This is a genomic window from Sunxiuqinia rutila (assembly GCF_050589705.1).
GTDB classification, from domain to species: domain Bacteria; phylum Bacteroidota; class Bacteroidia; order Bacteroidales; family Prolixibacteraceae; genus Sunxiuqinia; species Sunxiuqinia rutila.
This window is the reverse complement of record NZ_JBNGOT010000008.1, coordinates 31,991-49,454: the sequence shown is the minus strand read 5'-3', so window position 1 is coordinate 49,454 and position 17,464 is coordinate 31,991. Positions and strand designations below refer to the sequence as shown.

The 17,464-nt window shown below is 45.5% G+C and carries 15 protein-coding genes; 9 read left to right on the top strand and 6 right to left on the bottom strand.

Annotated features, from left to right (window positions below; all coding sequences use genetic code 11):
* Positions 1–111 precede the first annotated feature (111 nt).
* On the top strand, positions 112–3,414 hold the full coding sequence (locus ACRD6K_RS11575; protein ID WP_430973378.1) for an Ig-like domain-containing protein: 3,303 nt from the start codon (positions 112–114) through the stop codon (positions 3,412–3,414).
* 164 nt (positions 3,415–3,578) lie between these two features.
* Positions 3,579–4,319: a nitroreductase family protein gene (locus ACRD6K_RS11570; protein ID WP_430973377.1), complete on the top strand. Its 741-nt coding sequence runs from the start codon at positions 3,579–3,581 to the stop codon at positions 4,317–4,319.
* Positions 4,320–4,434: 115 nt separating this feature from the next.
* On the opposite strand, the gene ACRD6K_RS11565 is transcribed toward ACRD6K_RS11570, so the two are convergent.
* From ACRD6K_RS11565 to ACRD6K_RS11545, 5 genes are read right to left on the bottom strand one after another with little or no spacing between them, the layout of a single operon-like run.
* Positions 4,435–5,142 carry a LytR/AlgR family response regulator transcription factor gene (locus ACRD6K_RS11565; protein WP_430973376.1) on the bottom strand — a complete coding sequence of 236 codons (708 nt, stop codon included), beginning with the start codon at positions 5,140–5,142 and terminating at the stop codon, positions 4,435–4,437.
* Positions 5,139–6,179: a sensor histidine kinase gene (locus tag ACRD6K_RS11560; protein WP_430973375.1), complete on the bottom strand. Its 1,041-nt coding sequence runs from the start codon at positions 6,177–6,179 to the stop codon at positions 5,139–5,141. The genes ACRD6K_RS11565 and ACRD6K_RS11560 overlap by 4 nt, the downstream gene beginning before the upstream one ends.
* A complete protein-coding gene (locus ACRD6K_RS11555) occupies positions 6,179–6,889 on the bottom strand; it encodes a glycosyltransferase family A protein (protein WP_430973374.1) in 711 nt (236 codons plus the stop codon). Before ACRD6K_RS11555 ends, ACRD6K_RS11560 begins: the two co-directional genes overlap by 1 nt.
* Entirely contained in the window at positions 6,882–7,970 is a 1,089-nt protein-coding gene (locus ACRD6K_RS11550; protein ID WP_299579246.1) for an Ldh family oxidoreductase, read from the bottom strand. Before ACRD6K_RS11550 ends, ACRD6K_RS11555 begins: the two co-directional genes overlap by 8 nt.
* Positions 7,971–7,979: 9 nt before the next feature.
* A complete protein-coding gene (locus ACRD6K_RS11545) occupies positions 7,980–8,738 on the bottom strand; it encodes an SDR family NAD(P)-dependent oxidoreductase (RefSeq protein ID WP_430973373.1) in 759 nt (252 codons plus the stop codon).
* Positions 8,739–8,801: 63 nt separating this feature from the next.
* On the opposite strand from ACRD6K_RS11545, the gene ACRD6K_RS11540 reads away from it, so the two are divergent.
* The 7 genes from ACRD6K_RS11540 to ACRD6K_RS11510 all read left to right on the top strand — a co-directional run bounded on the left by ACRD6K_RS11540 (position 8,802) and on the right by ACRD6K_RS11510 (position 14,389).
* Positions 8,802–9,887, top strand: coding sequence for an AIR synthase-related protein (locus tag ACRD6K_RS11540; RefSeq protein ID WP_299579239.1), 1,086 nt, complete (start codon positions 8,802–8,804; stop codon positions 9,885–9,887).
* Positions 9,884–10,606 carry a bifunctional demethylmenaquinone methyltransferase/2-methoxy-6-polyprenyl-1,4-benzoquinol methylase UbiE gene (gene ubiE, locus ACRD6K_RS11535; protein ID WP_430973372.1) on the top strand — a complete coding sequence of 241 codons (723 nt, stop codon included), beginning with the start codon at positions 9,884–9,886 and terminating at the stop codon, positions 10,604–10,606. The genes ACRD6K_RS11540 and ubiE overlap by 4 nt, the downstream gene beginning before the upstream one ends.
* Positions 10,607–10,782: 176 nt before the next feature.
* Positions 10,783–11,553: a type IX secretion/gliding motility protein PorT/SprT gene (gene porT / locus ACRD6K_RS11530; protein ID WP_299579233.1), complete on the top strand. Its 771-nt coding sequence runs from the start codon at positions 10,783–10,785 to the stop codon at positions 11,551–11,553.
* 1 nt (position 11,554) lies between these two features.
* A complete protein-coding gene (locus ACRD6K_RS11525; protein WP_430973371.1) occupies positions 11,555–13,111 on the top strand; it encodes an NAD(P)/FAD-dependent oxidoreductase in 1,557 nt (518 codons plus the stop codon).
* 140 nt (positions 13,112–13,251) lie between these two features.
* Positions 13,252–13,488 (top strand): DUF3098 domain-containing protein, encoded by a 237-nt coding sequence (locus tag ACRD6K_RS11520; protein WP_363322888.1) that lies wholly within the window; start codon positions 13,252–13,254, stop codon positions 13,486–13,488.
* Positions 13,464–14,030 (top strand): RNA polymerase sigma factor, encoded by a 567-nt coding sequence (locus ACRD6K_RS11515; protein ID WP_430973370.1) that lies wholly within the window; start codon positions 13,464–13,466, stop codon positions 14,028–14,030. Before ACRD6K_RS11520 ends, ACRD6K_RS11515 begins: the two co-directional genes overlap by 25 nt.
* An 11-nt stretch (positions 14,031–14,041) precedes the next feature.
* On the top strand, positions 14,042–14,389 hold the full coding sequence (locus tag ACRD6K_RS11510) for a hypothetical protein (RefSeq protein ID WP_299579224.1): 348 nt from the start codon (positions 14,042–14,044) through the stop codon (positions 14,387–14,389).
* Between the two features lie 103 nt (positions 14,390–14,492).
* On the opposite strand, the gene ACRD6K_RS11505 is transcribed toward ACRD6K_RS11510, so the two are convergent.
* Positions 14,493–17,459: a glycosyltransferase family 117 protein gene (locus ACRD6K_RS11505; RefSeq protein WP_430973369.1), complete on the bottom strand. Its 2,967-nt coding sequence runs from the start codon at positions 17,457–17,459 to the stop codon at positions 14,493–14,495.
* Positions 17,460–17,464: the final 5 nt, after the last annotated feature.

The following is a 17,464-nucleotide window of genomic DNA, read 5'->3' as shown; positions in this document are numbered from 1 at the left end:
CCATTTATGGAGCAAGACGACCTATGGCTGTTAATGTACGGCCTTACCTATTAAGTGGTGAAATGAACGAATATGATGATTATCAAAAAATAATAAATAAAACCAGATTCTATGAGCAAAAACTTTACTCGGTTTCTTAGTTTAACATTGCTTGTCGGCTTGTGCTGTATTTCTTCCTGGAGCTACGCTCAGTGCGCTTGGGAGCTATCTGCAAGTGATGTGGTAATGGTCACAGACCTGTCAACGGTCTGCGATGGGGATGAGCTTACCTACGAGGTGCAGGGATACGCCACCGATTTATACGAATTTGCGTTTAATGCGGGTAGCTTTTCTTCAGTTAACCAGTTTGGGGTAACTGAAGGAGAAAGCTTTACTGTTCAGGTCAAGGAACTTGCCAGCAATTGTCTTTCCACTGAGGTCACAATTGCTTCGGAAGATGTGCTGCCACTTTCTTTTGTAGTGACCAAGAAAGATATAACCTGCTATGGAGCGAAAGATGGAATGATTCACTTGGATATTTCAGGAGGAACGTTCGATGGTGACCATCCTTATCAGATGGTTATTTCAAACCAAGGATGGCGTAATATTGAAGGGGCTAGCAAAGATGTGGTCGTTTATACGCCAGGTGTTTACGAAGTTAGAGTAAGAGACGGCAATGGCTGTGAAACAGCTCCTCAGCAAGTAATAATCAACGAGCCAGCGCCGGTTACTGTCAGTTTGACTCCCAACTTTGCAGGGGATGCCTGTTACATGGATGAAGCGGGTTCGATTGACGTCAAGGTCAGTGGTGGAAACGATGTGGATTATACAATCCAATTAAAGGATTCGGAAGGTACAGTGCTCGAAACAGCAACAGCAATTGCCGGCCTGTACAGTTTTACAGCTGGCTATGCGGCCGGAACTTATTCGGTTGTCGCTTATGATAGCAAATCTTGTGAAGGAACAGGCGAGACCACAATCGAAGGAAAGAGCCCGATTACCTTTGCTGCTGAAGTTACAGAAGACTTGCTGTGTAAAGGGGCCGCCGCCGGAGTGATTGATGTGAGCGGAATTGAAGGCGGAACTGACGGGGCTGGTTATGTGGCTGAGCTATATGATTCAGGCAATACCTTGGTCGCCTCCCAAACCGCGATAGGCGGATCAGCTGAACTTTCCGGGTTAATGGCTGGCGATTATAGCGTGTTTGTCAGAGATGGTAATGGTTGCTTGTCTGAAGGTATCGAGCTTTCGGTGTGGGAACCAGCTGAAGCATTGTTGCTGGAGGCTGAGGTGGTAAGTCACATTCGCTGTACTGAACCGGGCGAATTTACTATTAGAGCTACTGGCGGAGTGCCAGGATATATGTATTACTATGCAACGGTAGACCCGGCAACAGGAGCTGTTCCGACAGCAACTCTGCCAGGTGAAAATACGGTATGGATGCCTGCAGCGGCTGATGGTACGTTGACAGTTTCTGTTGAAACTCCTGCAACGTATGTGGTTTGGGTGAAAGATGCAGATGGTCAGGGGTGCCTGGTTGGAGGAGAACTCGCCCCTGAGTGGCGGGTGCAAGTAGATCATGCTAACCCTCCGGTAACTTTCAATACAGATATTACGAAACTCATTGCTTGCAATGGCGAGTCGACCGGCGAAATTACCATCTCCAACATTGATGGTGGTGAAAGTGCCAATTACGAAATCACCGTTAATGGCGACGTGTTGGATGGAATGGTCATTTCTGACTTGGTAGCTGGAACATATGAGATTACGGTAACCGAAACGGTTGGCGGATGTGAGGCCACTGAGCAGGTGGTCATTTCTCAACCTGATGAGTTGGTAATTACTGAATTTATTCGGGTTGAAGGTGTTTTCTCATGTCCCGATGCAACCGAAGGATGGTTAGAAGCCAAAGCCGAAGGCGGAAGCGGATCCTATTCTTATCAGCTCTACCAAGATGGGACTCCATATGGTTCAGAAGTAAGCATCCCTTCATTTGTTGTGCCAATTGGTGCTGAATATGCCGTGAAGGTAATGGATGATAACTGTGAAGCGATGTCGGAGAGCATTGTGCTGGATCAGGTGCCGGATGTTCAGTTTACGGTTGAAGACCAAACGTGTTTTGGGGCGACTTCCGTGACTGTTCTTGTATCGGCCTCAGGAGCTCCGAGTCATCAGTTTGAAGTGTCTTATGCTCCTGTAGTTGATGGCGTAGAAGGCATGCGCTCAGCCTGGGAAACATTTGATTCAACCATCGAAATAGAAGGATTGTCTTATGAAGAAGCCAATGCCGGTAATTATAATTTTTATGTCCGCTATTTCCCTTACGAATGTGGTGAAACGACCCAGTTGGTGTCGTTGGCTGCAGTTGAAAGTGGACTGACAGCAACCGTGGAACAAGATGATTTGAATGCTACCGTAACACCAAGTGGAGGAGAGGCTCCCTATTCTTATTTGTTGAATGGTGTTTCGACTGCAGGTCCCGATTTTGTTCTTCCCGAAGGAACGAATACCATTACCGTTGTTGATGCGCGTGGGTGTACTTACGATGTTGTTGTAACTGTTGATCCGATAAGCCTGACAGCTAATCCAAGCTCAGGAGACGCCATGCCTCAGGAATTTGATGTTGTGCTGACCTTCAACCGCGAAGTGACACTGAACGAGGGAGATGTTGTAGGAGGAACTGTTACGCCTGGAACCGGAACTGAGTTTACCGTAAGTATGTCGGGCAACGATGGTGAAGTGTTGACCCTCACAGTAGGAACCGGAATTAAAGATGCAGCGAATAATAGTTTTGCAGGTGACGTGTTTACTTATACGCTTGGCAATACGCCTCCGGTGTTGGAGTCATTTTCGCCAACTGGTCAGCAGGATGACAATCATCCCGAGTTTGTGATGACCTTTAGCGAGGCCGTTCAGTTGTCGGGTGTTGCCGGTGATTTAATAATTACCAAAGCCGGAGAGTCGGAAGCCTGGATGGTTATTCCTTTGTCTTCTGCAGTGATTAATGGTAACACGGTTACGATAAGTTATGATTACGATGCTGATAAAGGAGGTCTGGACCGTCAAACCACCTATTTCGTGAATGTTGATGCTGGGGCGATTGAAGATTTGGCTGGAAACGATTTTGCCGGGTTGACCGACCAAACAAGCTGGACTTTTACCACGGGTGATTGGCTTACTTCAATTGAGGATCCAAGCGAAGTTGCTGAGATGTTTAGCGTCTATCCAAATCCGTTTGATACGTACATAACCATTAAAAATGCCAGTAAGTTGTCACGCATCATGATTTCGAACATTGCCGGGCAGCGGGTTAAAGACCTTGTTAATCCAACAGAAATTATCAATACCGGTGATCTGCGAAGTGGAATCTACTTCCTCACCTTAGTCGATAAAGATGATGCTGTTGTAAAAACAGAACGAATCATAAAGCAATAAGAAATTTGCACCAAGAATTTAAGGGGAAGCCAATCGGTTTCCCTTTTTTATTTTTAAGCGTCACTCGAAGTTCGTCTTGAATCCGGAGTTGGAACCTGAGTTCTGACCGATTGAAAGAAATCCTTAACTTTGGTGGCGTCAAAACAAAAAATCAAGGCATACCTATGGAACTTCTATTTCAACACCGTTCAATTCGTCAATACAAATCCACACCTGTTGCAGATGATCTGCTTAACCAGATTGTTGAGGCAGGAACACGGGCATCCAATACGGGCAACATGCAGCTTTACAGTGTCGTGGTAACCCGTGATGAAGAGAAGAAAGCGCAGCTGGCTCCACTTCATTTCAATCAACCCATGGTAAAACAGGCACCGGTTTTACTGACAATTTGTGCAGACATCAACTTGTTTAATCACTGGTGTAAACAGCGCAATGCCGATGCGGGCTACAACAACCTGCTATGGCTGATGAATTCAACGATTGATGCGTCGTTGTTTGCGCAAAATTTGTGTGTTGAGGCCGAGTCGCACGGGCTGGGTATTTGCTACCTTGGAACGGCTTTGTACAATGCACAGGAGTTTATTGATACGCTGGAGCTTCCCAGGGGGGTCATTCCTGTTACAGCAATTGTACTTGGCTACCCGGACCAGGAACCGCCACTGACCGATCGCTTGCCGCTAAATGCCGTTGTGCACCATGAAAAATATGTTGACTTTAAGGAAGAGCAAGTGAATGAACTTTTCTCTGAAAAAGAAAACCTGCCAAGTTCTCTGCAGTTTGTGAGTGAAAATAAGAAAGAAAATCTGGCACAGGTGTTTACCGATATTCGCTATAAAAAGCAAGATGCAGAGGCTTTCTCGGCAAAACTGATGGATACCTTGCGTAAGCAGGGTTTTGAGCTGTAGCTGTCCGTTACCTGAAACCGAGAAAAGATAAAAGCCCATTGCCCCGAGAAATAGTTTCTTCTGTGGGCAATGGGCTTTTATGCATTAGGTGTATTCTTTTGAGGCTAGAGCCCGCCTATTTGATAACATGTTTATTGATAAGTTCTTGAAAGCTCTGCCGGAAATTGTTCCCTACCGGAAGTTTGTTGCCGTTGATCTCGACCAGATTACCTTCAATGCTTTGAATTTGATCCAGGCGAATGAGGTAGGATTTATGGGTTCTGAAAAACTGATCAGCGGGTAGTAGCTCTTCCATCTTTTTCATGGATAGGTTGGTAACCAGATGTTTGTCTTTCAGATGAATTTTGATGTAATCGCCCAAGCCTTCAATAAAACAAATGGACTTAAATTCAACCCGAATGTTTTTTTTGTTGGCTTTTATGAAGATGTAGTCCGCCGCCTGCTTTTCTTCCTGGTGCAGCTGGCGCAGTTTCAGTTGTTCCTCGGCCTTTTGCACCGCCTTGAAAAATCGCTCAAACGAAAAAGGTTTTTTGAGGTAATCCAGAATGTTTAGTTCGTAGCCTTCCATGGCATAGTCCGAATAAGCGGTTGTTAGGATGACCAGCGGAGGATTATTCAGGTTTTTGAGCAGTTCCAGCCCGCTGAGACGGGGCATGTTCACATCCAGAAACATCAGGTCAATCGGGCTTTCTTTTAGTTTGCTGCTCGCCTCCAGGGCATTGTTACAGGTGCAGACAATCTGAAGCCCGGGAATGTCTTTTGCAAATTGCAGAATCACATTTTGTGCCAACGGTTCATCATCAACAATAATTGCTTTAATCATTTGGTCGTTTTTAGTAACAGTTGCAATTCAACCTTAAAGATATTTTCTTTTTTGCTGATATTTAAATGGTATTCCTCTTTTTTGTAGAGGTACTCCAGCCGTTTTTGGACGTTTTTAAGGCCAATGCCGTGTGCTTCGTTCTTGGTAGGTTGAAGCCCCTCCTCGTAGTTGTTGCTTACCTTAAAATGAAGCCAGTTATCTTTTACTTGAATTTGAATGTGGATGAAAGCCTTCTCACTGATGGATTTACTTCCGTGTTTAAACGCGTTGTCAACAAACGGCTCAAAAATGAGTGGAATAATAAGTTTGTCCCGAATAGCACCGTCCAGCTCAAAACGAATGTCTGTTTGATCGGACAGGCGAATGCGTTGCAGCTCAATGAAGTTTTGAATAAACTCCACCTCCTTCTGCAAGCTGATGAGGTTTTCCCGTGATTCATAGAGAACATGTCGCATCAAGTCCGACAGTTTCAGAATCATCTCAGGTGTTTTCTTCGAGTTGGTCAGCGAAAGGGAATAAATGTTGTTTAACGAATTAAACAAAAAGTGCGGGTTGATTTGGGCTTTCAGGGTGTTGAGTTCAGCCTTCAGTTTTTCCCGCTCCACTTTGTTGTACCGCAGCTCGATGTCCTGCATTTTTATCCAGTCGTTCACAAACTTGGCCAGCGAGCTGATGCCAATGTAAAAGCCAGTGGTGAAAAAATAGGTGGAAAACAGCCTGGGTTGGTAAAAATGCTGCAGGCTGTAAAACAGTCCGAGTATAACAAGCGAGGACATCGCCATGGAAATCAACAACCAGAAGGTGTAGAAAATGTAGTGTTTCTTTTTCAGAAACCTTGGAATCAACACCCAAAGGTTGATGTAAACACCAAGCGCAAATCCGGTATTCAAAATCAATGCCCGCAAAATATCTTTTGCCGGACTGAATCGGTAATCAGAAGCCACATAAAATGAAGCCAACGCAAAAGCGGTACTGCTTAGCCAGAATAAAATCTGCAGGAGTACTTTGTAGCGTTGGTAGTTTCTGATTAGTGGCATTAGATGCGGTCTTTTCGTTTGGTAAATTTATTGAAATAATATTTTACCGGGTTGGTGTATTTTAAATGCTTCCACGGACGGCTGCTGTGCGGTTTGTGAATGACGGGCAGCATGGTGGCCAGGTAATTTTTATAGCCCAATGTTTTTGACTTGCGCGAGATGAATACATCATACCAATCCTTTTCGCGTGAGAGCTCCTGAAAGGAAAAATTCCGGAGCAACTCGGGAGTGAGCAGGGTGCAGCAAAAACTTAAGCTGTGTGAGGTATCAATAAGGGGCTGCTTTTCATTTTTGAAATTCAGGTAAGGAAAGTTAATGGCTCCCTCCTCATTGGTGGTTACAGCTCCCAGCATACCGCAGTTTGGAGCAATTTGACTCAAATTCCGCATTTTGTCCAAAGTGTCTGGCTGAATGATAACATCCGATTCAATAACGATCAAAGGGATGTTGAGCTCCAGCGCCTTTTGCTGTGCCATTTGAAGCACCAAATTATAGTTGGGCGATGGTGTTTCTGTTAGATCCTTCAAGTTGACAAGTTTGTAGCCATAGGCCGCTTGCTTCTCCTCCAAAATGGCTGTTGTTTCAGGTGTACTGAAATCATTGTAAACCACATGCTGATGATCTCCATTGGCCCGGTGAATGGCCTCAATGGTTTGCAAGGTTGTTTCGATGGAGTTTTTTACAGGGGTAATGACCAGTGTCTTAGGCATATTGAGTGGCGTTAAAAGTTAATTCAAATTTTGAAGCCAGGTTCTCCAGGTCTTCAATAACTGCTTGTTGGACAGGAATTCCGTTAGCCAGGCGTTCCTGCGTCAAGAGGCGTTCCGGATCGCCCGGAATCAGCGTCTCATCTCCTGAGTTGACAGGCTCCGCTGTTCGGAAAGTACGAATCCAGGTGTCCATATGCTCTTTAAAGTCTTTGGCTGGGCGAAAAGCATCAATGCGGAAGGCGCCAAAAAAGTGTCCAATACCATCACCCACGGGGTTGGCCGGAGGATCGAGGAAAGCGACAAACGGAGGAACCCATGGTCCGTAGTTGGCTCCAGAGAGAACGGCTGAGAAAATGTCAACCATCGCACCTAGGCAATAGCCTTTGTGGCTGCCATGTTCGCGGTCTCCACCTAGCGGAAGCATGGCTCCGCCCTTTTTCAGCGCAAAGGCATCGGTTGTTGGGCATCCGTCTTTATCCTGTGCCCATCCAAGAGGGGCATCTTCGCCCTTACGTTGCAAAACTTCCAGTTTTCCATTGGCAACGGTAGTTGTGGCCATGTCCATCACAAAAGGAGGTTCATCCTGGGCGGGAATAGCCACCGCAATGGGGTTGGTTCCTAAAAAGCGACTTTTGGAAAAGGTCGGTGAAACCAACGGACTGGCGTTGGTCATCGAAATACCAATCATGTCTTCATCCAAAGCCAGCATGGCATGGTAACCGGCAATTCCGTAATGGTTCGAATTTTTCACAGCTACCCATCCGCTACCTACCTGGCGTGCTTTATCCATGGCAATGCGCATGGCTTTAGGTCCGGCAACAAGGCCCAGGGCCAAGTCGGCATCGAGCACCGCTGTTGATGGGGTTTCATGTACAATTTTCATTTGAGGGCTGGCGTTCAGTCGGTTTTTCTCCCACAAACGCACATAACCACTCAGGCGGGCTACTCCGTGTGAATCTACTCCGCGTAAATCTGCCTGGTTCAGGCAGTCAGCAGCCAATGCTGCTTCCTCGGGCGGGCAGCCTATTTTTTCAAAGACTTGTTGGGTGAAGTCTTTTAAATAACTTGAGCTTAACTTCATTTCTCAGCTTTATTTTTTGACAAAATCTCGTGCTGAGGCCTGGGCTGTCGGCATGATCAGTAAATCATCGATATTGACATGCGCCGGTCTCGAGAGCACAAAGTAAATACTTTCTGCAATGTCGCGGGCACTTAAAGGGGTAAAACCTTCATAAACTTTGGCGGCCTTCGCTTCGTCGCCTTTGAAACGAACCAGGGAAAATTCGGTTTCAATGGCACCGGGGCTGATGGTCCCCACTTTGATGTTGTAAGGAGCCAGCTCGATGCGCATGGCTTTGCTGATTGCATTAACCGCATGCTTGGTTCCGCAGTACACCGAACCATTGGGGTAAGCCTGAATGCCGGCAATTGAAGACACGTTGAGGATGTGTCCCTGCTGGCGGGCAATCATCCAGTTCGAAACTTCGCGGGTCATGTACAGCAGGCCTTTAATGTTGGTGTCAATCATTGCTTCCCAGTCTTCCCAGTCTGCTTGATTGATCGGGTCAATTCCGGCAGCCAGTCCGGCATTGTTGAGCAGAATGTCTACCTGTTTCCAGTTTTCGGGAAGTGACGCCAAGGCCTGGTCAACTTCTGTTTTCGAGCGAACATCAAAACAGAGGGGATACACCTGGCAGGTTTCGTGCTCTAATTCTTCTTTTAATTTTTCAAGCCGATCGTGTCTTCTTCCGGATATGATAAGGTTGAAATGATTCTCGGAGAGTATTTTGGCGGTTTCCAACCCAATGCCGGAGGTGGCTCCGGTAATTAAAGCAATTTTTTGTTTCATGGCATTTTGTTGTTTATTCTGAGGGAATTAAAATTCTTCTTTTTTTATGGAAAAATCAACTACTTGACTATTTTTGTTTTCATTATCGACCTAAAGATTTATACAATTATGGCTGAAATTGCTGAAAACCAAGCGGTGTTCTCTATTGATCAGATTGAAGAGCCCAAAGATATCAATGATATCGTTTTTAACCTAATGGTCAATCCCAATCTGGCCCCGGTTAATTACTTTAATGATTTTAGTGAAGAAGGATTTGATCTGGAAAGTGTGGCCAACGGAGAGACCGACGATGCCGGGATTTTCACGGCAGACAATGGGCAAATGATGGCCATGACGACACATGCCTTTCATCATCATCTGGATACAGACCCTAAAACGGCAATTGAAATCCTGATTAGCAGAGCAGCTCGCCGAATGGCTTGTTACGGGGCTAAACCTGAAGCAGTGAGTGCTTTCCTGTATCATATCAACATTGCTCATCCCAACGGACAGTTTATTGCCTCGGGAGCAAAGAAAGGGCTGGAAAATGCTTGCAAAAAGTTTGGAGTGAAAGTGTCGGACCGCAAAATTCGATTCGATTATTTTAGCGGACACGGCACAGTGACACCAACCATTATTGTGAGCTTGATGGGGAGTGTGGAAGATAAAAACAAAGTGATTACGCACAAGCTGAAAAACAAAGGCAACAATATCTTTGTTATCGGAAAATCGTTTGATGATATTAGTTCTTCGGAGTACCTGGAATTTTATCATGAAGTGTATGATTCGCCTCTTCCGCAATTTGACATTGACATGGAAGTTCGCTTGCAGGAAGCTATGAAGACACTTGTGGACCGGCAGTTGATTTCTTCAGCCAGCCCGGTAGGACGTGGAGGTCTTTTCTTTTCATTGCTGCGTGCCGGAATGCCGGCAGGTTTAGGTTTTGACATTACGACTGATGCTGAAATCCGCCGCGATGCCTTCCTGTTTGGCGAGTCTATGGGCCGATTAATTGTAGGGGTTTCGCAAGAAAACGAAGATGACTTTGTGGATTATCTGCAAAGCACAAAATTGCCATTTTTTACCTTGGGACATGTCACTAAAGGAGAAATCCGGGTTGATGATGAATCCCTTGGGTTTATTGATAAAATGATACCAAACGCTGAATGACAGTAGCTCCATATCAAGATTCTGATAAGAATAAAAAACAGCAGGTCGAGCAAATGTTCGACAATATTGCTCCTAAATATGATTTTTTGAACCACTTTTTAAGCCTGGGCATCGACAAGCTCTGGCGGAAAAAAGCGGTTCGTATTTTGAAAAAAGACCAGCCCAAACGCATCCTGGATGTAGCCACCGGAACCGGTGATTTTGCCATTGCCGCTTCCAAGCTGGAAGTGGACGAGATTGTTGGTTTCGACTTGTCGGAGCAGATGATCCGCGTGGGGGAAGAAAAAGTGAAGAAGCGCGGGCTTAGTTCGGTGATTCATTTTCAAAAAGGCGATTCGGAGAACATGCCTTTTGAAAATGAATCATTTGATGCGCTTACTGTGGCTTTCGGGGTGCGTAATTTCGAAAATCTTCAAAAGGGATTAGATGAGTTTCACCGGGTTTTGCGTGAAGGCGGTTTGGCATTGATTCTGGAGTTTTCGAAACCTAAATATTTCCCGTTTAAACAGCTGTATCGGTTCTATTTCTTTCATATTTTACCGCGGCTTGGGGGAATGATTTCAAAAGATGCCTCGGCTTATTCATACCTGCCGGAGTCGGTTATGGCTTTTCCTGATGATCAGGTAATGCTTGATATTTTGCGACAAACCGGTTTTACTGAGGTTAGCCAGAAAAGACTAACCTTAGGGATCGCAACGATTTATATTGCACGCAAATAATGACGTTCACGCGTGCTGCAAGACAATATTTCCTGAATATTGCGGTTTTTCAAGCATGAGATTGTTTGGAATTTGTTTTTGATCCTTATTTTTGATGTCAAAGTTCTCAAACATGGTAAATTAGAACAACTCGCTTTTGAAGGAATTGTTTCAGTTGTAAAATTTGATCAGAACCAGTGAAAAAGCTCATTAGCATTATTATCCTTTTGTATTTGTCAGCAAGTGCTTTTGCTCAGCATCAGCGTGTCAAAAATTTGACCACGTTTGATGACAAAAAACTACACTTTGGATTTACCATTGCAATCAATACGCTGGACTTTAGCATGGAACATTATCGTCCGATTGGTAATAATCCGGATTTTGTTTTTGAAGACTGGCAAAATGTTGATGGGCATGAGATTACCGCTCAGGATACGGTTTTTGCCGATATTGCTCAGCCCATTCCAGGGCTTACGGTTGGGATTGTAAGTAACTTGAGGCTGGGTGAATATTTTGACCTGCGCTTCTTGCCAGGCTTGTCTTTTGGAGAGCGACGCCTGGTTTACAATGTGCCGGTTTACGATATTTCCAATGTCAGTTCAGAGGCGCTGGAGTTTTATTCCATCAAATCAACCTATATTGACTTGCCTTTGCTGGTGAAGTATAAATCCAGCCGACTGAATAATCAACGGCCGTATTTAATTGCCGGACCTGCCATGCGCATTGATATCTCCAAAACAGGAAAAGAAGATCTGGTTCGTGTAAAACGCGGGGGCTTTTATTTTGAAGCTGGTGTCGGATGGGACAGTTACCTGCCTTTCTTTCGCCTGTCAACCGAGCTGAAAGTGAGTCTTGGTTTAGGAAATATGCTTAATGATGGTCCTGATGAAACCCAACGTCAGTATTATACTTCAGCAATCAAAAAGCTGACTTCCAATGTTTTTACTTTAAGTTTTCATTTCGAATAAGTTGAAAAAAGAATTGAATATATCCCTGACTCCTAAACAGGCGTCAGAAGAGCAGTGGTATCGTCCCATAATTGCGAAAAAATTAGGAGTGGCCGATGCTGATATTACGGCTATTGTTGTGCGTCGAAAGTCGATTGATGCGCGCCAGCGACAAATCAGGATTAACCTGGGGGTAGCTGTTTATCTGGGGGAACAACCCGATACCGAACGAGTTACTTACGAGTATCAGCATGTAGGTTCGAAACCGCCGGTAGGCATTGTAGGAGCAGGTCCGGCAGGATTGTTTGCTGCTTTGCGGCTGATTGAACTCGGCTTTAAGCCAATTGTGTTCGAGCGGGGGAAAAATGTGAGCGACCGTAAGCGCGACATTGCCTTGATTCACCGGGATCACCTGGTTGATCCGGATTCGAACTATGGCTTTGGCGAAGGTGGTGCCGGCACTTTCTCGGATGGAAAACTCTATACCCGCTCAAAAAAACGGGGAAATGTTCGAAAAATTCTGGAGGTATTTGTGCAGTTTGGTGCCGATCCTCAAATTCTGATTGATGCTCATCCTCACATCGGAACCGACAAACTGCCACAGGTTATTCGGGGCATGCGTGAGCAAATCCTGGCGTGTGGTGGCGAAATTCACTTCAGCAGTCGGGTAACGGATTTAATCATTAAGAATGATCAATGCAAAGGCTTGAAACTAGCCAATGGCAATTCGTATGAGTTTGGTGCCTTGATTTTGGCTACGGGCCACTCGGCACGCGATATTTACGAAATGCTTTATCGGAATGGAGTTAACCTGGAAGCCAAGACCTTTGCCATGGGCGTTCGGGTGGAACATCCACAAGCGCTGATTGACTCCATTCAATACCATCAACCACAGCGTGGCCCGTACTTGCCGGCTGCAACCTATTCCTTTGTTGAGCAGGTGAAAGATCGTGGGGTGTACTCCTTCTGTATGTGTCCGGGTGGTTTTATTGTGCCGGCTGCAACAGCTCCTGGCGAATTGGTGGTGAATGGCATGTCGGCCTCCAAACGAAATTCACCTTTTGCTAATTCGGGTTTGGTGGTGGAAGTCCGGCCCGAGGATTTGCGTGAATTTCAGCATCACGGTGTTTTTGCTGGCTTGGAATTCCAAAAGCAGGTAGAAAGACTTTGCTTTATGCTGAATGGACAAACCCAGCTGGCACCTGCCCAGCGGTTGGCCGATTTTGTGGCAGGCAAAAAATCGGCTGATCTGCCGGATTCTTCTTATCGTCCGGGATTGGTCGCATCGGCCTTGCACGATAAACTACCCAAACGCATTGCGAGTCGCCTTCGTGAAGGGATTCAGCAAATTGATAAAAAATCGAAGGGGTTTTTATCCAACGAAGCCTTGGCAGTGGGGGTGGAGTCGCGCACCTCTTCTCCGGTTCGCATCCCTCGAAATGACCTTGACATGCAGCATATTCACATTAAAGGATTGTATCCGTGTGGAGAGGGAGCCGGTTATGCCGGAGGAATTGCTTCCTCGGCCATGGATGGTGAGCGTTGCGCCGAAGCGCTGGCACAGAACTTCAAGAAATAAATTGATTACTTCAGACAACGAGTCGGGCTGGCGCATTATTTGCTGTTTGGGCGGTTCTGCTATTTTGAAAAAATGTGCTCGGAATTTACTTTTTAGGTGAACCTTTTTGTTTTCGCGTGTACTGTTCTAAAAAGCAGTCTATGTTATTCGACAAAAGGAAGTATTGGTGGTTAATTGCCGCAGTCGTTTTATTAACTTTAGCGTACGTTTTAATGAGCGGTCCGGCTAATTCAGAAGCCAGTCAGTTTGATGAAAGCATTTTTAGCTTTCGACGAATTACATTGGCTCCACTGCTCATTGTCGGGACCTATGCAGGTTTAATCTATCTAATTTTAAAGCGCACCAAAAACGCATGTTCGGAGCGAAAAGGAAAATAAAGAGCGATGAGCAGTTGATGCAAGCGATTTGTAATGGTAATCAGCAAGCTTTTAACCAGCTTTACGACCGCTACAAAGAGCGTTTGTATTATTACTTCTATCGGATGCTTGGAAATTCAGAAGCCTTGGCGAACGACTTTTTGCAAGATGTCTTTCTGAAAATCATCGAAAACCCAAGCCGCTTTAACCCAGACTTCCCATTTAAAACCTGGATATTTTCAGTTGCTTATAATTTATGCAAGAATGAATACCGGCGTCGGGAGGTTCGTCAGGAAAAATTGGAGAAGGAGCAGTTGGTTAAGCCGGTGATTCCTCATCTGGTTTCGCAGGATGAGTTGATCAGCCGCATTTTTGAAAGCCTGGATGCTTTGAGTCAGGAGCATCGCTCGGTTTTTCTGATGCATTACCGGGAAGGCTTTCCGATTAAGGAGATTGCTGACATGCTTGGGATTGCACCGGGTACGGTGAAATCACGACTGTTTAATACGCGCAGGTATTTGGCTGAAAAATTTCAGCATTTGAAAGGTGAATTTGAATTTTAAGGCAGAAGGCTATGAGGGAAAAACAATTAGAAAAAATCATTCGACAAGATGTTATTGGTAGCCCGGATCCTCAGGTGATCAATCGGCTAAACTATGCTTTTATGATCAAATCAGTTCAAAGCAAGCCCCGGCAAAATTCATTCAGCGGATTTCTGGGATGGATCTTTTCCTTAAAAGGTTTTGGCCTAAAAACCGGGGTGGCAACTGTACTCCTGGCTTTTGTGATGATTGGCCCAAAGCTGAATACTTCTTCAGAAGCTCAGCTATTAATTGATTCAACGCGCGTACAACAAAGTTTTGTTTTGGATTCAACACTGTTTAAGCAGGATTCCCAATCCCGAATTGACAGTGTCTTTTAGCTTGTTCCGGAGTCAGCTGGTTGCAATACGAAATTTATTATTTAAGAATTAAAGGGGCGAGAAGAGTATTTCTTTTCGCCCCTTTAATTCTTTTTCGATTTTGCTATTCAAGCCGGGCCATGTAGGTGTTTAGGCTTTCCATGAGCGTTGGTGCTAGTGCCAGCTGATTGGATTGCGCGATGGAAACCAACGTCTGAAAATAATATAGTTTTCGTTTTAGGTTTTGCATCATGTTTGCGTCCAGCTGTTTCGTCAGCAGGAGCTGATAATTGATCCATTCGCTCAGGTTGGCGGCCATTTTTTGAAGTTGTTTTTCTCCGGCCTCTTTTTCTTCAAGTTGAAAATACAGCTCACACATCAAAATTGAATAGTAGTCCAATTCCCGGTTTCGGAATGGAAGAATTTCTTCTGCCTCCTGAAGTACCTGAAGGGCTTCTGACTGGCGGTTCTCGTTGGCGAGCGCTTTGGCCAGCTGATAAAAGGATGGCCGTATTTGCGCCGAAGCAAACAGGTAACGATGGTACCAGTCAAAATAGATGCTTTCATCTTTCAAATTCTCCCAGTTGCAGCGCTTCATCAGGTTGGTATAAAGCCGGTCGGTTTCCACCTGCCCGTTTTCCAGTTGCGACTCACCGGCGTAGTACTCCGGAACCAGACGGTAAACCAATCCATCGTTCCGAATATAGTTTTGAAGACCATATTGATGAACATCGGCAAGAGATGTAAAGCAAATCGGGCGGTTGGCATTGTTCGAATTAAGAATATCCCAGAAAGCTAATTCATTGCGCATGAGGTATTCTTTTTGGGGTTGAACCGGAATCTTCTGGTTTGCCATTGTCAGGTACATATTTTCAACCGGAATAAAGTTTACCTTCTCACCTGAGTACAGCGCAACTTTGGTTTGCGAACTGTCATTTGTTATGAAATTCAGTACTTTTTGCAAGTCTTGTTCCCCCTTGATTTTAGGGATGATGGGCAAATAATCAACCTCACCCTGGGTGTATTTTTCTACCGGAACGGATAGCTTGAGGCCTTCGTTGTCATAGATTTTACGGGTTATTTGCTTGATGTAGGATCCGGCATTGAGGTAAGGCATCACCACGACACGTACGTCTTGGCGGATACCTTCCACTTCCTGACAATACCAAAGGGGATAAGTGTCGTTGTCTGCATGGGTGAACAGGATGGCGTTTGGTTCGCAGCACATCAGGTAATTGCGGACCACATCCCGGGCTGAATAGCGCCCCGATCGGTTGTGATCGTCGTAGTTTTGGTGAAGCAGCAAGCCCGGACCGGCCGCCAGAGCCAGTAGACCGGTGATTACCAAGGCCGGAGTTGCCAGATAGTTGGACTGTAACCAATTGAATAGGGCCAGTGTGCCCATCCCGATCCAAAAGCTAAAAACAAAGAATGACCCGACAAAGACGTAATCCCGCTCACGCGGAGTGATTGGAATTTCATTGAGGTAGATAACCAGTCCCACACTCATAATTCCAAATAGAACGATCAATTCTACAAAGCTTTGTTTCTCTCTTCGATAATGAAAGATCAGACCGACCAGACCCAATATAAGGGGGAAAAAGAAATAGCGGTTGTTGGCTTTATTCGTTTTAAGCTCATGGGGCAGGTGTTCCGAATCACCCAGTCGCTGGCGATCCAGAAAGGGAATGCCTGATTGCCAGTTGCCATATTCCAGTTCGCCACGGCTTTGAATATCGTTTTGACGACCAACAAAATTCCACAGAAAATAACGAACATACATGTGTCCGAATTGATAGCGCCAAAAGAAATTGAAGTTTTCAGCCAATGTCGGAACAGAGGTCTGTGCTTGTTCGCCCTTCATGCTTGAATAGGTCACCTTACGCTCCTTCAGGTTTACCCAATTGGCGTAGGCTTGCCGGTGCTGCTTGTCGGTGCTGTGCAGACGAGGAAAGAAACTGGTTGTTCCTTTGGCGTAGTTCACTTTCGGGGGAAGCCTCACCGGATAGTACTTTTCACCATCAAATTCGTAGCTGACACGTTTTTTATACGAAATGGGCACGGAGCCATAGGTTTCACCATGTAAAATCGGACGGCTGCCATAGCTTTCGCGGTTGAGGTAGTTAATCAGTTCGAAGGTCGTTTCTGGATTTCCCTGATCCAATGGAGGATTGGCTGCCGAGCGGACAAAGGGGACGAAATAAGAAGTATAGCCCAGCATCAGGAACAGCAAACACAATAAGGCCAGGTTGAGCCCGGGCTTTCGGCGAAGTTCTGAGTAAGCCAAGGCAGCAGAGATTACCGAGGCCAACAGCAGCAGGTAAAAGTAGAACCCGGAGTTGACAGGTAATCCAAGCTTGTTAACTGCCAGCAACTCAAATGGCCCGGCGAGGGAAAAGATGCCGGGAATGAAAATTTTCATCAAGAAGATGATGCATAAACCAGAAGTAGCCAATACGACCAGCGTACCTTTAAGGGAAGGTTTGTATTTCTTGAAGTAGATAATTAATGCAATGCAAGGTAATACCAACAGGTTGAGAAGATGCACACCAATGGATAGACCGGTGAAAAAGAAAATCAGTACAAGCCAGCGGTTGGCCGTAGGATCGCCGGCCTCGCGCTCCCAACGCGTGGCAGCCCAAAGTACCAATGCCATGAATAAGGAGGATAGAGCATATACTTCGGCTTCCAGGGCTGAAAACCAAAAGGAATCGGTAAAGGCAAAACTCAAAGCACCCACTGCCGAGGCCAGTAGGATGGCATTTGGCTGTTTGACGGCTATTTTTTCCATCACCCAGCTTGATATAAAGAAGAGCAGCATGACTGTTCCGGCGCTGGAAAGGGCCGATACCCCATTAATAAGAAGAGGCACACGTTCTACATGCCCAAAGCTGAACAAGGAAAAGATCCGCCCAAGCAGCAAAAATAGTGGAGCCCCTGGCGCATGACAAATTTGAAGTTTGTAGGCCGAAGCCAAAAACTCGCCGCAGTCCCACAAACTCAAAGTTGGCTCGATGGTTAGTCCGTAAACAATCAGTGAAATTGCAAATACCGACCAGCCCAGTGCATTTTTCTTACGTTGATAATTCATCTGAT